This is a genomic window from Mesorhizobium sp. WSM4808 (genome assembly GCF_055811675.1).
On sequence record NZ_JBVVQX010000009.1, the window covers coordinates 78,056 to 97,569 of the forward strand.

Below are 19,514 nucleotides of genomic sequence, written 5' to 3' on the forward strand. Positions count from 1 at the left end.
AACAACCTCGGCGTCCGGGGTTCTTTTGCTGGTGGGGGGGCCCGGGGTCACAAATTTTTTTTTTATCCACTCCCACCCGGCTTTTTTGGGGTGGGGGGCGCGGGTTCCCCGGGCCCCCCCCTTCGTGTATCGGAACGCCATTGTTTCGGATGGCGCGCCTGCGCGAGAGCAGCCACCCGGAACGCGCCACATGCAAATGAAGAGGCCCAGATGACGGTGAAGCCCCTCTACCGACGTGTCTTGCTGAAAGCGTCGGGCGAAGCGTTGATGGGCGAGCAGCATTTCGGCATAGACGTGTCAGTGGTGGATCGCATCGCCGGCGACATCGCCGAGGCGCGTGCATTGGGCATCGAGGTCGGCGTCGTCATCGGCGGCGGCAACATCTTTCGCGGCGTGGCCGTTGCCTCCAAGGGCGGCGACCGTGTCACCGGCGACCACATGGGCATGCTTGCCACGGTGATCAACTCGCTGGCGCTGCGCACGTCGTTGAACAAGATCGGCGTCGACGCCGTGGTGCTTTCGGCGATCGCCATGCCCGAACTTTGCGAGAGCTTTTCGCAGCGCCAGGCGACCGCCTACATGAACCAGGGCAAGGTGGTGATCTTTGCCGGCGGCACCGGCAATCCATTCTTCACCACTGATTCGGCCGCGGCCCTTCGCGCCGCTGAAATCGGCGCCGACGCGCTGTTCAAGGGCACTCAGGTCGACGGCGTCTACTCGGCGGACCCGAAGAAGGATCCGAATGCGACGCGTTTCGAGCGCATCAGCCATGGCGAAGTCATAAATCGCGGCCTTTCCATCATGGATACTGCTGCGATTGCACTTGCGCGCGAAAACAACATTCCGATAATCGTCTATTCGATCCACGAAAAAGGTGGTTTCGGCGATATTCTGAGGGGCGGCGGCCGCTGCACCGTCGTCGCGGACGATTGATCGGCGGCCTGACCCGAAAAGGGAAGCCGGTTTTCGAAAGTCCGATTCGAAGACGGCCCGAAGCAGTGAGCCCGCATTAGACGGGTCGAGGAGATAAAGATGAGTGGTGAGTACGACGATCTCAAGCGGCGCATGGATGGGGCTATTGCCGCGTTCAAGCATGATCTGGCCTCGCTGCGGACCGGTCGCGCCTCCAGCAATCTGCTCGATGCGATCCAGGTGCAGGCCTACGGCACCACCATGCCGATCAATCAGGTCGCCAACGTCTCGGTGCCGGAGCCGCGCATGATCTCGGTATCGGTATGGGACAAGTCGATGGTTGGCGCGGTCGACCGCGCGATCCGCGAATCCAATTTGGGGTTCAACCCGATCGTAGACGGCACCAACCTCAGGATTCCACTTCCCGAACTTAACGAACAGCGCCGCAAGGAACTGGTCAAGATCTCGCACACCTACGCCGAGAACGCCCGTGTCGCCGCGCGCCATGTGCGCCGCGACGGCATGGACTTCCTGAAGAAGGCGGAGAAAGACGGCGACATCAGCGAAGACGATCAGCGCAAGCGCTCGGACCAGGTCCAGAAACTTACCGACGAGACGATCAGCACCATCGACCACCTGCTTTCCGATAAGGAAGCTGAAATCATGCAGGTTTAGGGTCATGGCCGCCGGCTGACCCGAAAGCGAGAACATGGCAACGCCCGCGCATGTCGCGATCATCATGGACGGAAACGGACGCTGGGCCAAGGCGCGCGGCATGCCCCGTCTTGCGGGCCACCGTGCCGGTGTCGAGGCGCTGCGCAAGACGGTGCGCGCGGCACCTGGGCTCGGCATTTCCTACCTGACCGTCTATGCTTTCTCGTCGGAGAACTGGTCGCGGCCGAAGTCCGAGGTCAGCGACCTGATGGGCCTCTTGAAAATGTTCATTCGCCGTGACCTTGCTGAACTGCACCAGAGCGGTGTGCGGGTTAGAATCATCGGTGACCGGGCAGGGTTGCAGTCTGATATCAGGGGACTGCTCGACGAGGCCGAAACGCTGACGGCCGCAAACGAATCGCTGACGCTGGTGATCGCCTTCAACTATGGCGGACGAGACGAAATCGTTCGTACGGCACAAAAGCTTGCGGCGGCCGTGGCGCGTGGCGAACTCGACGCCGAGGCGATATCAGCCGAAAGCTTTGCCGGCGCGCTCGATACGCACGGCATTCCCGACCCGGAACTGGTCATCCGCACCAGCGGCGAGCTCCGGCTGTCGAACTTCCTTCTGTGGCAAGCCGCCTATAGCGAACTCGTCTTCCTGCCTTGCTACTGGCCCGACTTCAGCCGCGAGCACCTTGCGGAAGCTTTGCGTGAGTTTGCTGGCCGCGAACGCCGTTTCGGCGGACTTGGGGGCCATGACGTCGCTTCGCGACCGGCCGCGGGATGAGCAATCTTCAACTGCGTATCGTTTCGGCGATCGTGCTCGCCATCATCACTCTCGGCTTGACCTGGATCGGCGGTTTGCCGTTCCGGCTGCTGTGTGCCGTGATCGTAGCGGCGATCTTCTATGAATGGACCCGCATGTCGCGGCCAACCGGGGCAACGGGCCTTGGTTTCCTGCCGGAAGCACTGCTGGTTGTCTTCATTGGCGCCTTGATTGGCGGTCTGGCCGCCTCCTGGCTGCTGCCGCTTGTGGCGGCCATCGTTGCCGCAACGGCGATAGCCGCCTCGGTTCGCAAGACCGGACAATGGGATGCGAGCGGCCTTGCCTATGCCGCGGTTTCAGGCCTGTCGCTCGCCTTGCTGCGCGATGGCGATCGTTCAGGCCTCATTGCCATCCTGTTCCTGTTCGCTGTCGTCTGGGCCACCGATATCCTTGCCTATTTCGTTGGCCGAGCCGTTGGGGGGCCGAAACTGGCGCCCTCTATCTCGCCCGGCAAGACGCGCAGCGGCGCACTCGGCGGCGCTGTCGGCGGCGTCGTCGCCGGGCTGGTCCTCGCCGCAGCTGCCGGTGTCGGCAATCTGGTATTGCTCGGCCTGATCGCGCTCGTGCTGTCGATTGTCTCGCAGGCAGGCGACCTGTTTGAATCCTGGATCAAGCGCCGCCATGGCCGCAAGGATTCGGGGGCGCTCATCCCGGGCCATGGCGGCGTCATGGATCGTGTCGACGGGCTTGTCGCAGCGGCATTCGCCCTATACGTCATCGGCTGGATTTCGGCGAACGCCGATCATCCGGCACAGGGTCTGTTTCCCGTTTGAGCGATGTCATTTCAGGGTCCTTTGCGCGGTGCGCCTTGGATTCGCCCGGATTGGTGTCACAGTCACGGCGCAGTCTGCGCCGTGGAAGAATTTGAGGGTTTGTCTTGAACGAGATTCTTCACGCGCTTTTCAGCACAGAAGGCTTTGTCCTCGGCACGCTGGTGCCATTCCTCTTCGTGCTGACAGTGGTCGTGTTCGTCCACGAAATGGGCCATTACCTTGTCGGGCGCTGGTGCGGCATCGGCGTCAGGGCCTTCTCGATCGGCTTCGGCCCGGAACTCTTCGGCTTCAACGACAGCCACGGCACGCGCTGGAAACTGTGTGCGATACCGCTTGGCGGCTATGTAAAATTCGTCGGCGACATGAACGCCACATCGAGCCAGCCCACGTCGGAAGAAATTGAAACGCTGACCGAGGACGAGCGCAAGGTCGCCTTTCACACTCAGCCGATCTGGAAGCGCGCGGCAACGGTGGTGGCCGGACCATTGTTCAATTTCCTGCTGACGATCGTCGTCTTTTCCGTGCTGTTCACCGCCTATGGCCGCTATGTCGCCGAGCCCATGGTGGCCGAGGTGACCGCCGACAGCCCGGCGGCGAAGGCCGGCATCCTTCCCGGCGACCGATTCGTCAGTGTCGACGGCAACAAGGTCGAAACCTTTGGCGACGTCCAGCGCCTGGTCTCGGGCCGTGCCGACGACGCAATCACCTTCGTCATGTTGCGCGACGGCCAGGAGGTCACTGTGACCGCGGCGCCGCGGCTGATGGAACAGGAAGACGCGCTCGGCAACAAGGTCAAGGTCGCCGTGATCGGTGTCGTCAACAACAAGGAACTCGGCCAGCCGAGGCTCATCACCTACACGCCGGTCGGAGCGGTCGCGGCGGCGGTTGAGGAAACCGGTCACGTCATCCAGCGCACCGGCCAATTCCTGCAGCGCTTTGTTGTCGGACGCGAAGACAAATGTCAGCTGGGCGGTCCGGTGAAGATCGCCGACATGGCGGGCAGGGCTGCGAAACTGGGATTCGAATGGCTCGTGCAGCTGGTTGCACTGCTATCCGTTGGCATCGGAATTCTGAACCTTTTGCCGATTCCCCCCCTCGACGGCGGTCACCTCTTGTTCTACGGGGTGGAGGCTGTCATTCGCCGTCCGGTGTCGGAACGGATGATGGAAATGGCCTATCGGGCCGGGTTGCTTCTTGTGCTGTGCTTCATGGGGTTCGTTTTTTGGAACGATCTGTTTGGGTGCTGAAATCATGAAGAAATTTGGCTTCTGCATGGACGATGTTGAGACGCCGTTTACCATGCAAGGGGATATGAGTGACGCGAAAGCCACGCCGCAGGGTTAAGTAAATACAAATTAACCAGAAGCCTTGCGTGTAGGGAAAATCCGGTTAATACGGTAGGGGAAATTACCGCACGTCCGGTTTTCTCGCCGTGGGGACTACGAGAAAAGGTTATTAAGCCCGATGAAGGCAGCATCCAAGTTTCTAAGCGCCGCGTCCGCGGTGACCCTGTCCGCGGCCATGGTCGTGCCAGGCGCGCTCGCAGTGCAGTTCGTTGCCACATCGGCGGCTGAAGCCGCTGTCGTCAGCAGAGTGGAAGTGAGCGGCAACCAGCGTATCGACGCTGAGACCATCCGCAATTACATCACCATCAAGCCGGGCAAGGCTTTCTCCAGTTCCGATATCGACGGTGCGGTCAAGGCACTGTTCGGCACTGGCCTGTTTTCGGACGTGCAGATCAACCAGGTCGGCTCGACGCTGGTGGTCAAGGTCGCCGAGTACCAGGTGGTCAACCAGGTGCTGTTCCAGAACAACAAGAAGCTCAAGGACAATGCGCTTGCGGCGGCGGTGCAGCTGAAGCCGCGCGGAACGTTCTCACAGGCGACGCTCGATGCCGACGTGGAATCGGTCAAGGCTGCATACAGGCGCATTGGTCGTGACGATGTGACCGTGACCACGCAGGTCATGCAGCTTGGCGACAATCGCGTAAACGTTGTCTTCAACATCGTTGAAGGCGATCGCACGCAGATCGCGGCGGTCAATTTCGTCGGCAACAGTGCCTATTCCAGCCGCCGCCTGGCGGATATCATCAATACCAAGCGCTCGTCCTGGCTTTCCTTCGTCCTGCGCGACGACGTCTATGACGATGACAAGCTGCGCGCGGACGAGGAGCTGCTGCGCCGCTTCTACTACAATCACGGCTATGCCGACTTCCAGGTCGTGTCTGCTGTCGGCGAGCTCGACAGCGCGACGAACAAGTACACGGTCACCATCACCGTCCAGGAAGGCGACCGCTACACGTTCGGTGACGTCAGCGTCGAGAGCTCAATCCCTGAAGTCGACGGCAAGTCGCTGGAATCGGTGATCGAGACCCATAAGGGTGACGTCTACAACGCCAAGAACGTCGAGGATTCCATCATCGCGCTGACCGAGAAGGTGGCCGGTTCCGGCTATGCCTTCGCGCAGGTAACGCCGCGCGGCGACCGGAATTTCGAGAACCACACCATTTCGGTCGTCTACACGATCGACCAGGGCACCAAGGCCTATATCGAGCGCATCGAGATCCGCGGCAATGATCGCACGCGTGACTATGTCATTCGCCGCGAGTTCGACGTCAGCGAAGGCGACGCCTTCAACCAGGTGCTCATCCAGCGCGCGAAAAAGCGCCTGGAAAACTTGAATTATTTTGAGAAAGTCGACATCTCGACCGTGCCGGGCTCGCAGCCTGACCAGGTCGTTCTGGTGGTCGATGTGGTCGAGAAATCGACCGGCGAGTTCTCGGTGGGCGCTGGTTATTCGACCGGTGGCGACACGGCCGGTCCGTCGGTCGAAGGATCGGTGACCGAGCGCAACTTCCTCGGTCGTGGCCAGTTCATCAAGCTGTCGGCGGGCGGCGGCAAGAATTCACGCGACTACAGCCTGTCCTTCACCGAGCCTTATTTCCTCGGACGGCGCATCGCCGCCGGCTTCGACATCTTCAAGTCGACCAGGGAATACGACAACTACGACAGCGATACCACGGGTGCGACGGTGCGCTTCGGTCTGCCGATCACCGACAGCATCTCGACCCAGTTGGCGTACAACATCTCGCAAGAGAAATATGAGCTGGATGACAGCTGCGATGCAAATGGCGACGGGGTTCCTGATCCCGGTTGCAGTGTTTCCACGGCTATCCTGGACGGCATCGAACAAAGCCCTTGGATCAAGTCGTCGGTCAGCCTCGGGCTGGTCTACAACACCATCGACGATATGAAGAGCCCGCACGAGGGTATCTATGCCACCACGACCGTGGAAGTCGCAGGCCTCGGTGGTGATGCCAAGTTCGTGAAAGTCACGGGCCGCGGCAGCATCTACCAGACGCTGTCGGAGCAGTACGACCTGGTCGGGCTCATTTCAGGTGGCGCTGGCCATGTTGAAGGATACGGCAGCGATGGTCTGCGGATTTTCGATCAGTTCCAGAGCACCGATCGCATGATCCGTGGCTTCGCCTATGGCGGCATCGGTCCTGTCGATACTGCTACGGGCGACCATCTCGGCGGCACGACCTATTTCAATGCGTCGGCAGAGGCCCAGTTCCCGCTCCCGGTCATTCCGGAGAGCTTTGGCTTGCGTGGCGCGGTCTTCGCGGACGCGGCAACGCTCTATGGAAGCAAGGTCGACACCGCTGGCGTCACTCAGGACTCGGTCGGCATGAAGTTGCGTGCCTCGGTCGGCCTCGGCCTGATGTGGGCATCGCCATTCGGTCCGATCCGTATCGACTATGCGATCCCGGTCAAGAAGGAAGCGCGCGACGACGTGCAGGAATTCAACTTCGGCATATCGACCCGCTTCTGATCGGCGGCCAACGATGCTCCCGGGTCCTCAGGGTCCGGGAGAAATGTTCCGACCTAGCTGGATATAGCTTCTGGAATGACCGATCCGGTGTTCTTCGCGCCATCACGCCGGTATACGGCGGGCGAAGTCGCGAATCTGACCGGCTCGGTGCTCGTCGATTCCGGCCACTCCGATATTTCGATCGAAGCACTCGCGCCTGCCAGCGAGGGCGGCGAGAATGCGCTCGTCTTTGTCGATGGCAAGCGTAATTCCGCGCTGATGCCGTCGTTGCGGGCAGCCGCGGTCCTGTGCCCGGCGGAATTTGCCGGCAAGGCGCCGGCAAGCGTTGCCGTTCTCATTCATCCGCGTCCGCAACAGGCCTTCGCGCTGATCGGGCGTCTGCTGTTTCCGAGGGCGGCGACACCAGGGCCAATGACCAGCGAAACCGGCGTCTCGCCGCACGCTCACGTCGATGCGACCGCGCATGTCGAAGCCGGTGCCGTCATCGAGGCCGGCGCGGTGATCGGGCCAGGTGCTTCGATCGGCAGCGGCACCGTCATCGCCCCAAATGCGGTTATTGGACAATCCTGCCAGATCGGCCGCGACGGCTATGTCGGTCCAGGAGCCAGCATCCAGTATGCCTTGATCGGCAATCGCGTCATCATTCATGGCGGCGCGAGGATAGGCCAGGATGGTTTTGGGTTCGTCGGCGGGGCCAAGGGGCCTGAGCGCGTGCCGCAGATCGGCCGTGTCGTTATCCAGGACGACGTCGAGATCGGCTCCAACACCACCGTCGATCGCGGCGCCATGTCCGATACGATCATCGGCCAGGGCACCAAGATCGACAATCTCGTGCAGATCGCCCATAACGTCCGCATCGGCCGCAATTGCATAATAGCGGGGCTTTCGGGTATTTCGGGATCCGTGGTGGTGGGTGACAATGTCACCATGGGCGGCGGCGTCGGGCTTGCGGATCACCTGACCATTGGGACAGGGGCCAAGCTTGCCGCCAGAAGTGGATTTATGAGCAATGTCCCTGCAGGCGAGATCTGGGGCGGCTATCCGGCACAGCCGATGGCGGAAGCCATGCGGGAGATAGCCATGCTGCGCAAGCTCGCCAGGACCCGCAAACAGGGCGAGGGAGGCAATGGCTGACATGATCGCGTCGACGACGCTGGAGGCGGTCGACATTATGGGGCTGATGAAGCTCCTGCCGCACCGCTATCCGTTCCTGATGATCGATCGTATCGTCGACATCGATGGCGACGAATCCGCCATCGGCATCAAGAACGTGACCATAAACGAGCCGCATTTTCAGGGCCATTTCCCTGAGCAGCCGGTCATGCCGGGTGTGCTCATCGTCGAGGCGATGGCGCAGACGGCCGGCGCCATCTGTATCCGCAGCCTGGGTACCGAAAAGCCGTCGCTGGTCTATTTCCTGACCATCGACAACGCCAAATTCCGCAAACCGGTGGTTCCCGGCGACCAGTTGAAGATCCATGTCAAGAAAATCAAGAAACGCGGCAACCTGCTCAAATTCGCTTGTGAAGCCATGGTCGACGGCGCCAAGGCGGCCGAGGCCGAGATTTCAGCCATGATGGTCACCAGCGACTGACGATCGAGTGCTTATGAAAATCAAGACATCCATTCATGCTTCCTCCATTGTCGAGGAAGGCGCCCAAATCGGCCAAGGTGCACGCATCGGGCCGTTCTGCCATGTCGGTGCCGATGTGGTGATCGGCGACGACGTCGAACTGGTCAGTCATGTCTCGGTGATGGGCGCGACGTCGATCGGCGCCTCGACCAAGGTCTATCCGATGGCGACATTGGGCGCACCGCCGCAGAACACCAAGCACAAGGGCGGTCGCACCACCTTGGTCATCGGCAGGAACTGCACGATCCGCGAAGGCGTGACCATGCATCTCGGCACCGATTCCAGCCGCGGCGAGACGACGGTCGGCGACAATGGCAATTTCCTTGCCTACGCCCATATCGCCCATGATTGCGTCGTCGGCAACAATGCGACGTTCGCCAATGGCGCAACGCTGGGCGGCCACTGCGAGGTCGGCAACAATGTCTATATCGGCGGCCTGACCGCAGTGCATCAGTTTGTCCGCATCGGCGACAACGCCTTTCTCGGCGGCTGCTCCGCGATCGTCGGCGATGTCATCCCCTTTGCCATAGCGGTCGGCAACCGCGCCAGCCTACGCGGCCTCAACATCATCGGCCTCAAGCGCTCCGGCCTGCCAAGGTCCGAAATCCTTGTGCTGCGCAAGGCTTACAGGATGATCTTCGATCGTTCCCGCACCGTTGGCGAGAACATCGAGTTCGCCAAGGCGGAGTTCGCGTCGTCGCCGACCGCCATGAAGATCATCGATTTCATCACCAGTCGCGGCAAGCGGCACTATGCTGTGCCGTCGCTCAAGGGCGGCGATGGCGACGATGTCGATGACGAAGACTGAGACAGCGGCTGCGCGTCTTGATCTTCCGCCGGGCTCCAGGGTCGGCATCATTGCCGGCGGCGGCAGTCTGCCGGTCGAAGTCGCGGCCGGTTCGGCTGAACAAGGTTATCCGCCCTTCGTCATCCTGATGGAAGGCGAGGTGGACCGCATCGCGGAACTCTCCCGATACGATCACGAAAGCCTCGCTCTGGAAGGTATAGGCTCGCTCGTCCCTTTGCTGCGGCGGCACCGGATCACCCATCTGGTGCTTGCAGGCGAGATCAAGCGCCGGCCGCGATTGCTTGCGCTGCGCCCCAGTCTCAGCCTGCTCGCGGTGATTCCTTTGGTCGTCATGGCGCTCGCGCGTGGCGACGATGGTCTTCTGAAGGTCTTGGCACGAGGCCTCGAAGCGCGCGGAGTAAAGGTCGTTGGCGCCCACGAAGTAGTGCCGAATCTTGTCGCCGCCGAAGGCGTGCTGACCAAGGCCGAACCGCGAAAATTGGACTGGCGCGATATTGAGGCAGGCCTTGCGGCAGCAAAGGCCATCGGGGCGCTGGATGTCGGCCAGGCGGCGATCGCGGTTGGCGGCCGGGCAATCGCGCTGGAAGGCATCGAAGGAACAGCCGGCCTGCTTGATCGTGCGAAGCTGCTGCGCGGCCACGGCCGTATTGCGGGCAAGACCCGCGGCGTCCTCGTCAAGTGCGCCAAGCCCGGTCAGGAACTGCGCGCCGATCTTCCATCCATCGGTCCGCAGACGATCGAGGCAGCGCACGCGGCCGGACTCGCCGGCATTGCCGTCGAGGCGGGACGCTCGCTGATCCTCGAAGGTCCTGAAACCATCGCGCGCGCCAATGCACTCGGCCTGTTCGTCCTTGGCCTGCGTGCCGCCACGGAGCCGCGCAATGGCTGACAGGGCATTGAAGATCGCAATCGTTGCCGGAGAGGAGTCCGGCGACCTGCTCGGTGCCGACATAGTGCGCTCGCTCAGCCAGGCTGTGGGGCGCGAGGTGCAACTCGTCGGCCTCGGCGGCCGTCATTTGCAGGCGCTGGGACTGGTCTCGCCATTCGATGCCGGCGAGATCGCCCTCATGGGGTTCAGCGCCGTTCTGCGCGACCTGCCGCGCCTGATGCGGCGGATCAGCCAACTGGCCAAGACCGTTGCCGACGAAAAGCCGGACTGCATGGTCACCATCGACAGTCCGGACTTTTCGTTGCGCGTCGCCAAAAAGGTGCGTGCGGCCAACCCGTCGATTCCGATCATCCACTATGTCTGCCCGAGCGTGTGGGCGTGGCGGCCGGGCAGGGCGGTGGCGATGAAGCCCTATGTCGACCACATCCTCTGCATCCTGCCTTTCGAGGTCAAGGAGCTCGAGCGGCTCGGCGGGCCACCGGGCACCTATGTTGGGCATCGCCTGACCCACGATGCGGGTTTGCTGGCCGCAGCCAAGGCGCAGGAACTACCGCGCGACCTTTCTCCTGATCGCGTCAAGACCCTGCTCGTCCTGCCCGGTTCGCGGCGTGGCGAGGTACGGCGGCTGCTCGAGCCGTTCGGCGAGACGGTGTCGATTCTGCGTGCGCGTGGCCACCGCCTGCGGCTGCTGCTGCCGACCGTTCCGCATGTCGCCGAGCTCGTCAAATCCTCGGTCAACCGCTGGGATGAAAAGCCTGAGATCATCGTCGATTCCCAGCGCAAATGGCAGGCTTTCGGCAAAGCCGATGCGGCGCTGATCGCGTCCGGGACGGTATCGCTGGAACTGGCGCTGGCCGGCGTGCCGATGATTTCCTGCTACAGGCTCGACCCGGTCGCGCGGGTCTTGGCGCCGTACCTCGTTTCCGTCTGGTCGGCGCTGCTGCCCAATCTGATATCGGATCGAGCGCTTATTCCGGAATTCTACGACGGCTACATCAAGCCGAACAATCTGGCCCGGCAATTGGAAGCCCTGTTCGCCGACAGCGGCATGCGCGCCTGGCAGAAGAATGGATTTGCAGAGATCACGCGGCGCATGGCGACGGATAGACCGTCCGGCGAGATCGCCGCGCAGGTGGTGATGCGGTATGTCAAGAGAGGGAATAGTCAGTAGGGAGTAGGGAAGTTGACCGTGCCTACTGCCTACTGCCTACTGCCTACTGCCCGATCCCTACTCCCAATTCACCGCTTGGCGATCGGCACGTAGTCACGCTCGGGTGCGCCGGTATAGAGCTGACGAGGGCGGCCGATCTTCTGGCGCGGATCCTCGATCATCTCTTTCCACTGCGCGATCCAGCCGACGGTGCGGGCGACCGCGAACAGCACGGTGAACATGGTGGTGGGGAAGCCCAGCGCCTTCAGCGTGATGCCGGAATAGAAGTCGACATTCGGGTAGAGCTTCTTCTCGATGAAATAGGGATCGGTCAGCGCGATCTTTTCCAGTTCCATGGCGATGTCGAGCAGCGGATCGTCCTTGATGCCGAGCTCGCCCAGAACCTCATGCGCCGTCTTCTGCATGATCTTGGCGCGCGGATCGTAGTTCTTGTAGACGCGGTGGCCGAAGCCCATCAGCCGGAACGGATCGTTCTTGTCCTTGGCGCGGGCGATGAATTCGGGGATGTGATCGACATGGCCGATCTCACCAAGCATGTTGAGCGCCGCTTCATTGGCGCCGCCATGCGCAGGCCCCCACAGGCAGGCGATGCCGGCGGCGATGCACGCAAACGGATTGGCGCCCGACGAGCCGGCGAGACGCACGGTCGAGGTCGAGGCGTTCTGCTCGTGGTCGGCGTGCAGGATGAAGATGCGCTCCATGGCGCGCGCCAGCACCGGGTTGATCTTGTATTCCTCGCACGGCACGGCAAAGCACATGTGCAGGAAGTTGGCGGCGAAGTTCAGTTCGTTCTTCGGGTAAATGAACGGCTGGCCGATGTGGTATTTGTAGGCCATCGCCGCGATCGTTGGCATCTTGGCGATCAGCCGCATGGAGGCAACCATGCGCTGGTAGGGGTCGGAGATGTCGGTGGAGTCGTGGTAGAAGGCCGACAGCGCGCCGACCACGCCGCACATCACCGCCATCGGGTGCGCGTCGCGGCGGAAGCCGGTGAAAAAGCGCGACATCTGCTCATGCACCATGGTGTGGCGCGTCACGCGATAGTCGAAGTCGTCCTTCTGCGCCTTGGTCGGCAGTTCGCCGTAAAGCAGGAGATAGCAGACTTCGAGGAAGTCGCCATGTTCGGCCAACTGGTCGATCGGATAGCCGCGGTGCAGCAGGATGCCGGCGTCGCCGTCGATGAAGGTGATTTCGGACTCGCAGCTTGCCGTCGAGGTGAAGCCGGGATCGTAAGTGAAGGCGCCGGTGGTTGAGTAGAGCGAGGCGATGTCGATGACATCAGGCCCGACCGAACCACTTCGCACCTTGAATTCATGGGTCTTGCCGGCGAATGCAAGCGTTGCCGTGGCCTCCTGGGTCTTGCCGCCCAAATCCATTTTTTTCGCAGCTTCGGTCATTGCAAACTCCTTCTTGTTTCCTCATGCCGGCAAAGGCAAAATTCTGCAGAGCGACACGTCGAAAATCACCGCAATGCGCGTATTCGCCACCGCATTTCAGGAGGTGCGTGCCAGATTGGGCCAAGGCCTAATGTTGCACTGCGAAACCCGCCTTTCAATGCCAATCTTCTTGGGCCAGTTTGCTCCTAATCGATTTGATCTGAGATGCGCGCCAGGCTTTCCTCGCGGCCGAGCACGGCGAGCACATCGAACACGCCCGGCGAGGTGCTTTTGCCGGTCAACGCAGCGCGCAAAGGCTGGGCCACCGCGCCGAGCTTGTGACTGCCGGCCGCTGCCACCTCGCGTATCGCCGCCTCCGCCGAGGCGGCTGTCCAGTCACTCGCAAGCCCGTTCAAAGCTTCGTGAGCACTGCGCAGGATCTTGCGGGCATCGTCGGTAAGCAGAAGGGCCGCCTTGTCGTCGATCGGCAGGGGGCGCGTGGCGAACAGGAAGGCCGCGCCATCGACGAGCTCGACCAGCGTCTTGGCGCGCTCCTTCAGGCCCGGAAGCGCTGCCAGCAACTGCGCCTTGGTGCTGTCGTTCAGGCGCGCGGCGATCGCCGGGCCGCCTTCGAGATAGGGCAGGGTAGCGATGAAGATGTCGAACAGTTCGGCATCGCTCATGCGGCGCATATGCGCGCCGTTGATCGCCTCCAGCTTGGCGAAGTCGAAGCGCGCCGCACCCTTGTTGACATCGCCGATATCGAACCAGGAAATCATGTCCTTGATCGACATGATCTCGTCGTCGCCATGGCTCCAGCCGAGGCGCGCCAGGTAGTTGAGCAGCGCCTCCGGCAGGTAGCCCATGGCGCGATAGGCCTCGACGCCAAGCGCGCCGTGCCGCTTCGACAGCTTGGCGCCATCGGCGCCGTGGATCAGCGGGATATGCGACATGGACGGCACGTTCCAGCCCATGGCGTTGTAGATCACGGTCTGGCGAGCGGCGTTGGTCAGATGATCGTCGCCGCGAATGATATGGGTGACTCCCATATCATGATCATCGACGACGACGGCATGCATGTAAGTGGGATTGCCGTCAGAACGCAGGATGATGAAGTCATCGAGATCCTTGTTGGGAAAGCGCACCTCGCCCTGGACACGGTCATGGACGATGGTCTCGCCTTCGGTCGGCGCCTTGATACGAATGGCGCCCTTGACGCCTGCGGGCGCCTCAGAGGGGTCGCGGTCGCGCCAGCGGCCGTCATAGCGGGGCGGCAGCCCCTTGGCTCTGGCAGCCTCGCGCATGGCCTCCAGTTCGGCCGGCGTGGCATAGCAATAATACGCCTTGCCCTTGCGCACGAGCTCCTCAGCCACCTCGCGGTGGCGCGGCGCACGCTCGAACTGCGACACCGGCTCGCCGTCCCAGCTCAGGCCAAGCCAGGAAAGCCCGTCGAGGATGGCAGCCGTCGCGGCTTCATTGGAGCGTTCGCGGTCGGTGTCCTCGATGCGCAGCAGCATCGTGCCGCCAGTGTGCTTCGCATACAGCCAGTTGAACAGCGCCGTGCGCGCGCCGCCTATGTGCAGATAGCCGGTGGGCGAAGGGGCAAAACGGGTGACGACCTTGTCGGACATGGAACTCTCGGAAACCATCTGAAGCGGGGTGCGGTTGCGCGGGCTTTCGCGCGCCCGGCGTTCATGTAGCATAGGGTGTCGAGGGCGCAAGGGGCAGACCCGATGGCTGGACGAGGCTGGGGCTCGGATCAGGGCGAGGACGCTGCCATCGGCGTCAGCGAACGGTCCCTGTTTGCGCCTCGGCCAGCCCCATTACCGCCGCCATCGCCCCTTGTGCCGGATCCCGGCAAGGCGCCCTTGCAAGCGGATGTCGCCGCCTCTGTTCCTGTTGCCGAAACCGGCAGGATCGTTCGCGTGCGCCGGCAAATCAGCCTGACATCACTGCCTCGCCTGCGCCACAGCGTGAACACGGCGGCGAGCCTGGAACTCGACCGGGGCGTGGCCTTCCTGCTGGTGCCGGTCTGCCTGGCGATCGGAGCGATCGGCTATTTTTCGCTGACGGCTGAACCCGACTTTGCGAGACCTGTCGCGGTTGTCATCTTGACGGGGATCTGTGCGCTGGTCTCGCGCTCATGGCCAAAGACCCATCTGTGTTTCATGGCGGCGCTTTTGTGCGCCCTAGGACTGCTTGCTGCCAAGGTCGAGACGTGGCGTGCGGGCACACAAATGTTGGGCTCGGAAATCTCGACGCAGGTAACCGGCCGCGTCGTCTCGCTCGACCGGATGGAAACTGGCCGTATCCGGCTGACCATCGACGTGACATCGACCGCAAGACCGAAACTGCGCTATGCGCCGGAACGGGTGCGGCTTTCGGCACGCAAGATCCCGGCTGACGTGACCGCAGGCTCCCTCATCACTGGATATGCCAAGCTTTTGCCGCCGACCGGGCCGGTGCGGCCGGACAGCTATGATTTCTCCTTCGACAGCTATTTTGCCGGCATCGGCGGCAGCGGGTTCTTTCTCGGCAACCCCAAGCTTGTCGTCAGCGATGGTGGCGACATGTCGCTGCCGGCCCGAATTTCCTCTAGCGTGGAAAATGCCCGCGAGGCCATCGCCGACCATATCAGGGCGAGCGTCGGCGGCGCCGAAGGCGAGATCGCCGCGGCGCTGATCGTCGGCGTGCGCGCCGGCATTCCCGATGACATCAATGAGGCGATGCGACGTACCGGCATCTACCACATCATCTCGATTTCGGGACTGCACATGGCGCTGGTCGCAGGCACCATCATGGGCTTGCTGCGCGGCGCCTTCGCGTTGTTTCCCGACTTTTCCGCGCGTCGCCCGGTCAAGAAGTATGCCGCCGTCGCCGCACTGTTCTCGATCGCGGCCTATCTCATCATCTCTGGAGTCGTCGTTGCCGCCGAGCGCAGCTTCATCATGCTGGCGGTGATGCTGATTGCCGTGCTGTTCGATCGAGCAGCACTCACCATGCGCAATCTGGCGATCTCGGCGATCGCCGTCATCGTGGTGTCGCCGCATGAGGTGGTCGGCCCGAGTTTTCAGATGTCGTTCGCCGCGACCGCGGCTCTGGTCGGCGCCTATGCCGGCTGGGCCGTTCACCGCGCGGGAAAAGCAAGACCGCCGCCCCCAAAGCGATCCATGCCCGGTTTCCTGACGCGAAAGTTCGTGCTCGCGGCAACCGGCCTTGCCATGACCTCCATCATCGCCGGCAGCGCCACGACGCTGTTTGCCATCTGGCATTTTCAGCGTGTGTCGCCGCTCAGCCTGTTCGCCAATCTGGCGGTTATGCCGATCGTCACCGTCGTCATGTTCCTGGCTGTCGCAAGCGCGCTGCTGATGCCTTTCGGATTGGATTGGCCGGCCCTCTACCTGATGGGCAAGGGTCTGACGGTGATGATCGCCATATCGGGTTGGATCTCCGAACGTTCGCCTGTCGATGCGGTTGGGCTGATTTCGCAGCAATCTGTCCTGCTGGTGACAATTGCCCTAGTCATCGCGACAATGGCGACAACTTGGCTGCGGCTCGCTGCTCTGCCATTCGCGCTGGCAGGCTTGCTGACCGTCTCGGATACGCGCACGCCGGATGTGCTGATCTCGGAGGACGCCCGACTGGTTGCCTTGCCGATCGGCGGTGGCGAACTCGCCGTCAGCCGCGCTCGGCCGAACGAATTCACCGTCGACAACTGGAAACGCGCACTAATATCCGAAACCATCGTCGTGCCGGAGGTGTTCGACAAGGGCGACGGGCAATTCGACGTCGCGGATGCCGTTGAGCTACCGCCGGGATCGCCGTTCTATTGCACCTCAGGCGTCTGCGTGGCCAGGCACACGTCCGGTGCGATCATTGCCTATGTCGAGGACCGCAAGGACACCTGGAAAGCCTGCGGTTTCGCCGAGCTGATCGTCATCAATGACGCCACCGCGTATGACGCCTGTCACAACCCGCTGGTTCTCGTCATCACCAAGCGGCAACTGGCTCGCAAAGGCAGTGCCGCGATCTTCTTCGATCGCCAATCGGCGACCACGCCGGCGACGATCAGCTTCGCCGTGGACAGCCCATACCGGCCCTGGCATGCGCAACGCAAATTCTCGCGCGAGGCGAGGGGGCTGCCACCCTTCAAGAGACCCGAGAAGCCAGTGGCTGAAACGCAGCCGCCTCAGTAGCGGCGGATCAGGCCAACGAGCTTGCCTTGCACCTTGACCCTGTCCGGCCCGAAAATACGGGTTTCATAGGCTGGATTGGCGGCTTCGAGAGCAATCGAAGCGCCCTTGCGGCGGAACCGCTTCAGCGTCGCTTCCTCTTCATCGACCAGCGCCACGATGATCTCGCCGGGGTTCGCCGTGTCGGCATTGCGGATGATGACGGTGTCGCCGTCGAAGATACCGGCCTCGATCATCGAGTCGCCCTTGACCTCCAGCGCATAGTGGGCACCGCCCATGATCATGTCCGGCGGCACCGAGATCGAATGCGTCTGATGCTGGATGGCATCGATCGGCACACCGGCGGCGATACGGCCCATGACCGGGATCGACACGGCGGAGACCGCATCGTCATCATTGCCGGGCGAGGGCATCCGCGAAGGCGCCGGCTTGATCTGCCGGCCAAGGGCACCACCCTGACCGAGACTGCCCTGGATGACGCTTGGCGAAAACTTCTTTGCCGCGTTGAGGCCGGGCGCGATCGAGTCCGGCAATCGCAGCACTTCCAGCGCGCGTGCCCGGTTGGGCAACCGGCGAATAAAGCCGCGCTCCTCAAGTGCGGTGATCAGCCGATGAATCCCGGATTTGGAGGCAAGGTCGAGCGCCTCCTTCATCTCGTCGAAGGATGGCGGAATGCCGCTCTCCTTCAGGCGTTCATGGATGAACATCAGCAGTTCATGTTGCTTGCGTGTCAGCATGGCGGCCCCCAGATTACCTGAAACCAGAATCGAAAAACAAACCCAGAACAAACACTATCTGTTCCAGTTGTGTTCTGCAACCGTTTAAAGTTTAATGAATTTGTTAAGGCTGCTGAAATTATTTGGGCTTGCCAGCGGGTCGCGATCGACAGGCGCCAACCACGGCAATGCGCCTGCTCACATTGAAATCATTATGGTTAATGACCCTGTGGCTCATCCTCGACCCAAGGCTTGGCATCATCTGCCGATCGACCTCCACAAGGGACGCTATCAATCTTCGGACGTTCGTTTGCCGTGAACGAAACGGAGCCAAAACGCCAACGTCTGTTGGCATTTGTGGCTGGAATTCAGCCCTCCGTCATCCGCCGGGCAGTGAGGGCGGCGACGGCAAATCGCGGAGATCGTTGCGTCAGGTAACGGCTTCCTTGACGGCGAAACGCTGGTCCTTCCATGCGCCCGTGCGCAGAATATCCTCCAGCACCTCAACCGCCAGCCACACATCCTTGTAGCCGACATAGAGCGGCGTGAAGCCGAAACGGATGGTCGATGGCGCGCGAAAATCACCGATGACGCCGCGCTCGATCAGCGCCCGCATGATTTGATAGCCGTGATCGTGAAGGAACGACACCTGGCTGCCGCGCCTGGTCGCGTCGCGGGTGGTCTCCAGCGTGAGGCCATAGGCGCCGCACTTTGCTTCGACGAGCTGGATGAACAGTTCCGTCAGCGCGACGCTCTTTTTTCGCAATGCCGCCATGTCGACGTCGTTCCAGATGACAAGCGCGCCTTTGAGCGCCCGCATCGACAGGACCGGCTGGGTGCCGCACAGAAAGCGGCGGATACCGGTGCCGGCAACATACCCCCGTTCGAAGGCAAAGGGCCGCGCATGGCCCCACCAGCCGCTGAGCGGCTGGCTGATATCGCCGTGATGGCGCTGCGCGGCATAGATGAAGGCCGGTGCGCCCGGACCGCCGTTGAGGTACTTGTAAGTGCAGCCGATGGCGAAATCGGCATTTGCCTGATCGAGCTCGACGGGCAGGGCGCCGGCGGTGTGGCATAGATCCCAGACGATCAGCGCTCCGGCCGCATGAGCCTTGCGCGTCAGCGCCGCCATGTCGCGCAGTTCACCCGATTTGTAGTTGACGTGGTTGACCAGCACCACCGCGACGTTTTCGTCGATCAGCTCTTCGATGGTGGGCGCGTCGACGCCCGCGAGGCGCAGCAGGACGCCGTCCCGTGTCGAGGCCACCCCTTCGGCGATGTACAGGTCGGTGGGGAAACTGTCACCCTCGGCGACGATGACCGACCGGCCCGGCCGCATCTCCAGCGCCGCATGCAGCACCTTGTAGATGTTGGTCGACGTCGTGTCGCAGACGACGGTCTGGCCGGCCGCGGCTCCAATCAGGCGTCCGAGTTGATCGCCGAGTTCGATCGGCATCTCGAACCATCCGGCCGTATTCCAGGCTCGGATGAGGTCCTGGGCCCATTCCTGGGTTGCCGCCTGCTGCAGCTCGCCGAAAACGGCATGAGACGCTGCCCCCAGTGAATTGCCGTCGAGATAGATCACCCCCTCCGGCAGAATGAAACGGTCGCGCATGGCCCGCAGCGGATCTGTGGCATCCATCGCTTCGACTGCGGCGAGATCAGGAAATCCACTCATGGTCAGTCAGTCCCCGGTTGTTCGCGAAGGGTGTTCCGCCGCCGCGCG

General features: G+C 62.2%; 16 protein-coding genes. 12 read left to right on the forward strand and 4 right to left on the reverse strand.

Features of this window, described 5'->3' with window-relative positions:
- The first annotated feature begins 210 nt into the window (after positions 1-210).
- The 11 genes from pyrH to lpxB all read left to right on the forward strand — a co-directional run bounded on the left by pyrH (position 211) and on the right by lpxB (position 11,503).
- A complete protein-coding gene (pyrH, locus tag AC0L2U_RS17760; RefSeq protein WP_013531760.1) occupies positions 211-933 on the forward strand; it encodes a UMP kinase in 723 nt (240 codons plus the stop codon).
- 99 nt (positions 934-1,032) lie between these two features.
- Positions 1,033-1,587 (forward strand): ribosome recycling factor, encoded by a 555-nt coding sequence (gene frr / locus AC0L2U_RS17765; RefSeq protein ID WP_013531759.1) that lies wholly within the window; start codon positions 1,033-1,035, stop codon positions 1,585-1,587.
- Positions 1,588-1,621: 34 nt separating this feature from the next.
- Entirely contained in the window at positions 1,622-2,356 is a 735-nt protein-coding gene (locus AC0L2U_RS17770; RefSeq protein ID WP_473602335.1) for an isoprenyl transferase, read from the forward strand.
- Entirely contained in the window at positions 2,353-3,168 is an 816-nt protein-coding gene (locus AC0L2U_RS17775) for a phosphatidate cytidylyltransferase (protein WP_127327352.1), read from the forward strand. The genes AC0L2U_RS17770 and AC0L2U_RS17775 overlap by 4 nt, the downstream gene beginning before the upstream one ends.
- A 104-nt stretch (positions 3,169-3,272) precedes the next feature.
- Positions 3,273-4,415 carry an RIP metalloprotease RseP gene (rseP, locus tag AC0L2U_RS17780; protein ID WP_127273216.1) on the forward strand — a complete coding sequence of 381 codons (1,143 nt, stop codon included), beginning with the start codon at positions 3,273-3,275 and terminating at the stop codon, positions 4,413-4,415.
- A 217-nt stretch (positions 4,416-4,632) separates the two neighbouring features.
- The gene (gene bamA, locus AC0L2U_RS17785) at positions 4,633-7,002 is read left to right on the forward strand and encodes an outer membrane protein assembly factor BamA (RefSeq protein WP_127268628.1); all 2,370 of its coding nucleotides are present in this window, start codon (positions 4,633-4,635) and stop codon (positions 7,000-7,002) included.
- A gap of 75 nt (positions 7,003-7,077) precedes the next feature.
- Positions 7,078-8,136, forward strand: coding sequence for a UDP-3-O-(3-hydroxymyristoyl)glucosamine N-acyltransferase (gene lpxD, locus AC0L2U_RS17790; RefSeq protein ID WP_027036658.1), 1,059 nt, complete (start codon positions 7,078-7,080; stop codon positions 8,134-8,136).
- Positions 8,129-8,596: a 3-hydroxyacyl-ACP dehydratase FabZ gene (fabZ, locus tag AC0L2U_RS17795; protein ID WP_127327354.1), complete on the forward strand. Its 468-nt coding sequence runs from the start codon at positions 8,129-8,131 to the stop codon at positions 8,594-8,596. Before lpxD ends, fabZ begins: the two co-directional genes overlap by 8 nt.
- 13 nt (positions 8,597-8,609) lie before the next feature.
- Positions 8,610-9,443: an acyl-ACP--UDP-N-acetylglucosamine O-acyltransferase gene (gene lpxA, locus AC0L2U_RS17800; protein ID WP_127810460.1), complete on the forward strand. Its 834-nt coding sequence runs from the start codon at positions 8,610-8,612 to the stop codon at positions 9,441-9,443.
- On the forward strand, positions 9,415-10,332 hold the full coding sequence (locus AC0L2U_RS17805) for an LpxI family protein (RefSeq protein ID WP_128288093.1): 918 nt from the start codon (positions 9,415-9,417) through the stop codon (positions 10,330-10,332). Before lpxA ends, AC0L2U_RS17805 begins: the two co-directional genes overlap by 29 nt.
- On the forward strand, positions 10,325-11,503 hold the full coding sequence (gene lpxB, locus AC0L2U_RS17810) for a lipid-A-disaccharide synthase (RefSeq protein ID WP_292335566.1): 1,179 nt from the start codon (positions 10,325-10,327) through the stop codon (positions 11,501-11,503). Before AC0L2U_RS17805 ends, lpxB begins: the two co-directional genes overlap by 8 nt.
- Before the next feature lie 68 nt (positions 11,504-11,571).
- Here the strand turns inward: lpxB and gltA are convergent, their stop codons facing one another.
- Both gltA and gltX read right to left on the reverse strand, forming a co-directional pair.
- Positions 11,572-12,900 (reverse strand): citrate synthase, encoded by a 1,329-nt coding sequence (gene gltA, locus AC0L2U_RS17815; RefSeq protein WP_127270290.1) that lies wholly within the window; start codon positions 12,898-12,900, stop codon positions 11,572-11,574.
- A gap of 185 nt (positions 12,901-13,085) precedes the next feature.
- A complete protein-coding gene (gene gltX / locus AC0L2U_RS17820; RefSeq protein WP_128288094.1) occupies positions 13,086-14,510 on the reverse strand; it encodes a glutamate--tRNA ligase in 1,425 nt (474 codons plus the stop codon).
- Between the two features lie 102 nt (positions 14,511-14,612).
- On the opposite strand from gltX, the gene AC0L2U_RS17825 reads away from it, so the two are divergent.
- Positions 14,613-17,075 (forward strand): ComEC/Rec2 family competence protein, encoded by a 2,463-nt coding sequence (locus AC0L2U_RS17825; RefSeq protein ID WP_127810455.1) that lies wholly within the window; start codon positions 14,613-14,615, stop codon positions 17,073-17,075.
- Here the strand turns inward: AC0L2U_RS17825 and lexA are convergent.
- The gene (gene lexA, locus AC0L2U_RS17830; protein WP_127272195.1) at positions 17,069-17,809 is read right to left on the reverse strand and encodes a transcriptional repressor LexA; all 741 of its coding nucleotides are present in this window, start codon (positions 17,807-17,809) and stop codon (positions 17,069-17,071) included. The two genes, AC0L2U_RS17825 and lexA, sit on opposite strands and share 7 nt — an antisense overlap.
- 409 nt (positions 17,810-18,218) lie before the next feature.
- Positions 18,219-19,466: a kynureninase gene (gene kynU / locus AC0L2U_RS17835; RefSeq protein WP_127810454.1), complete on the reverse strand. Its 1,248-nt coding sequence runs from the start codon at positions 19,464-19,466 to the stop codon at positions 18,219-18,221.
- Between the last annotated feature and the right edge of the window lie 48 nt (positions 19,467-19,514).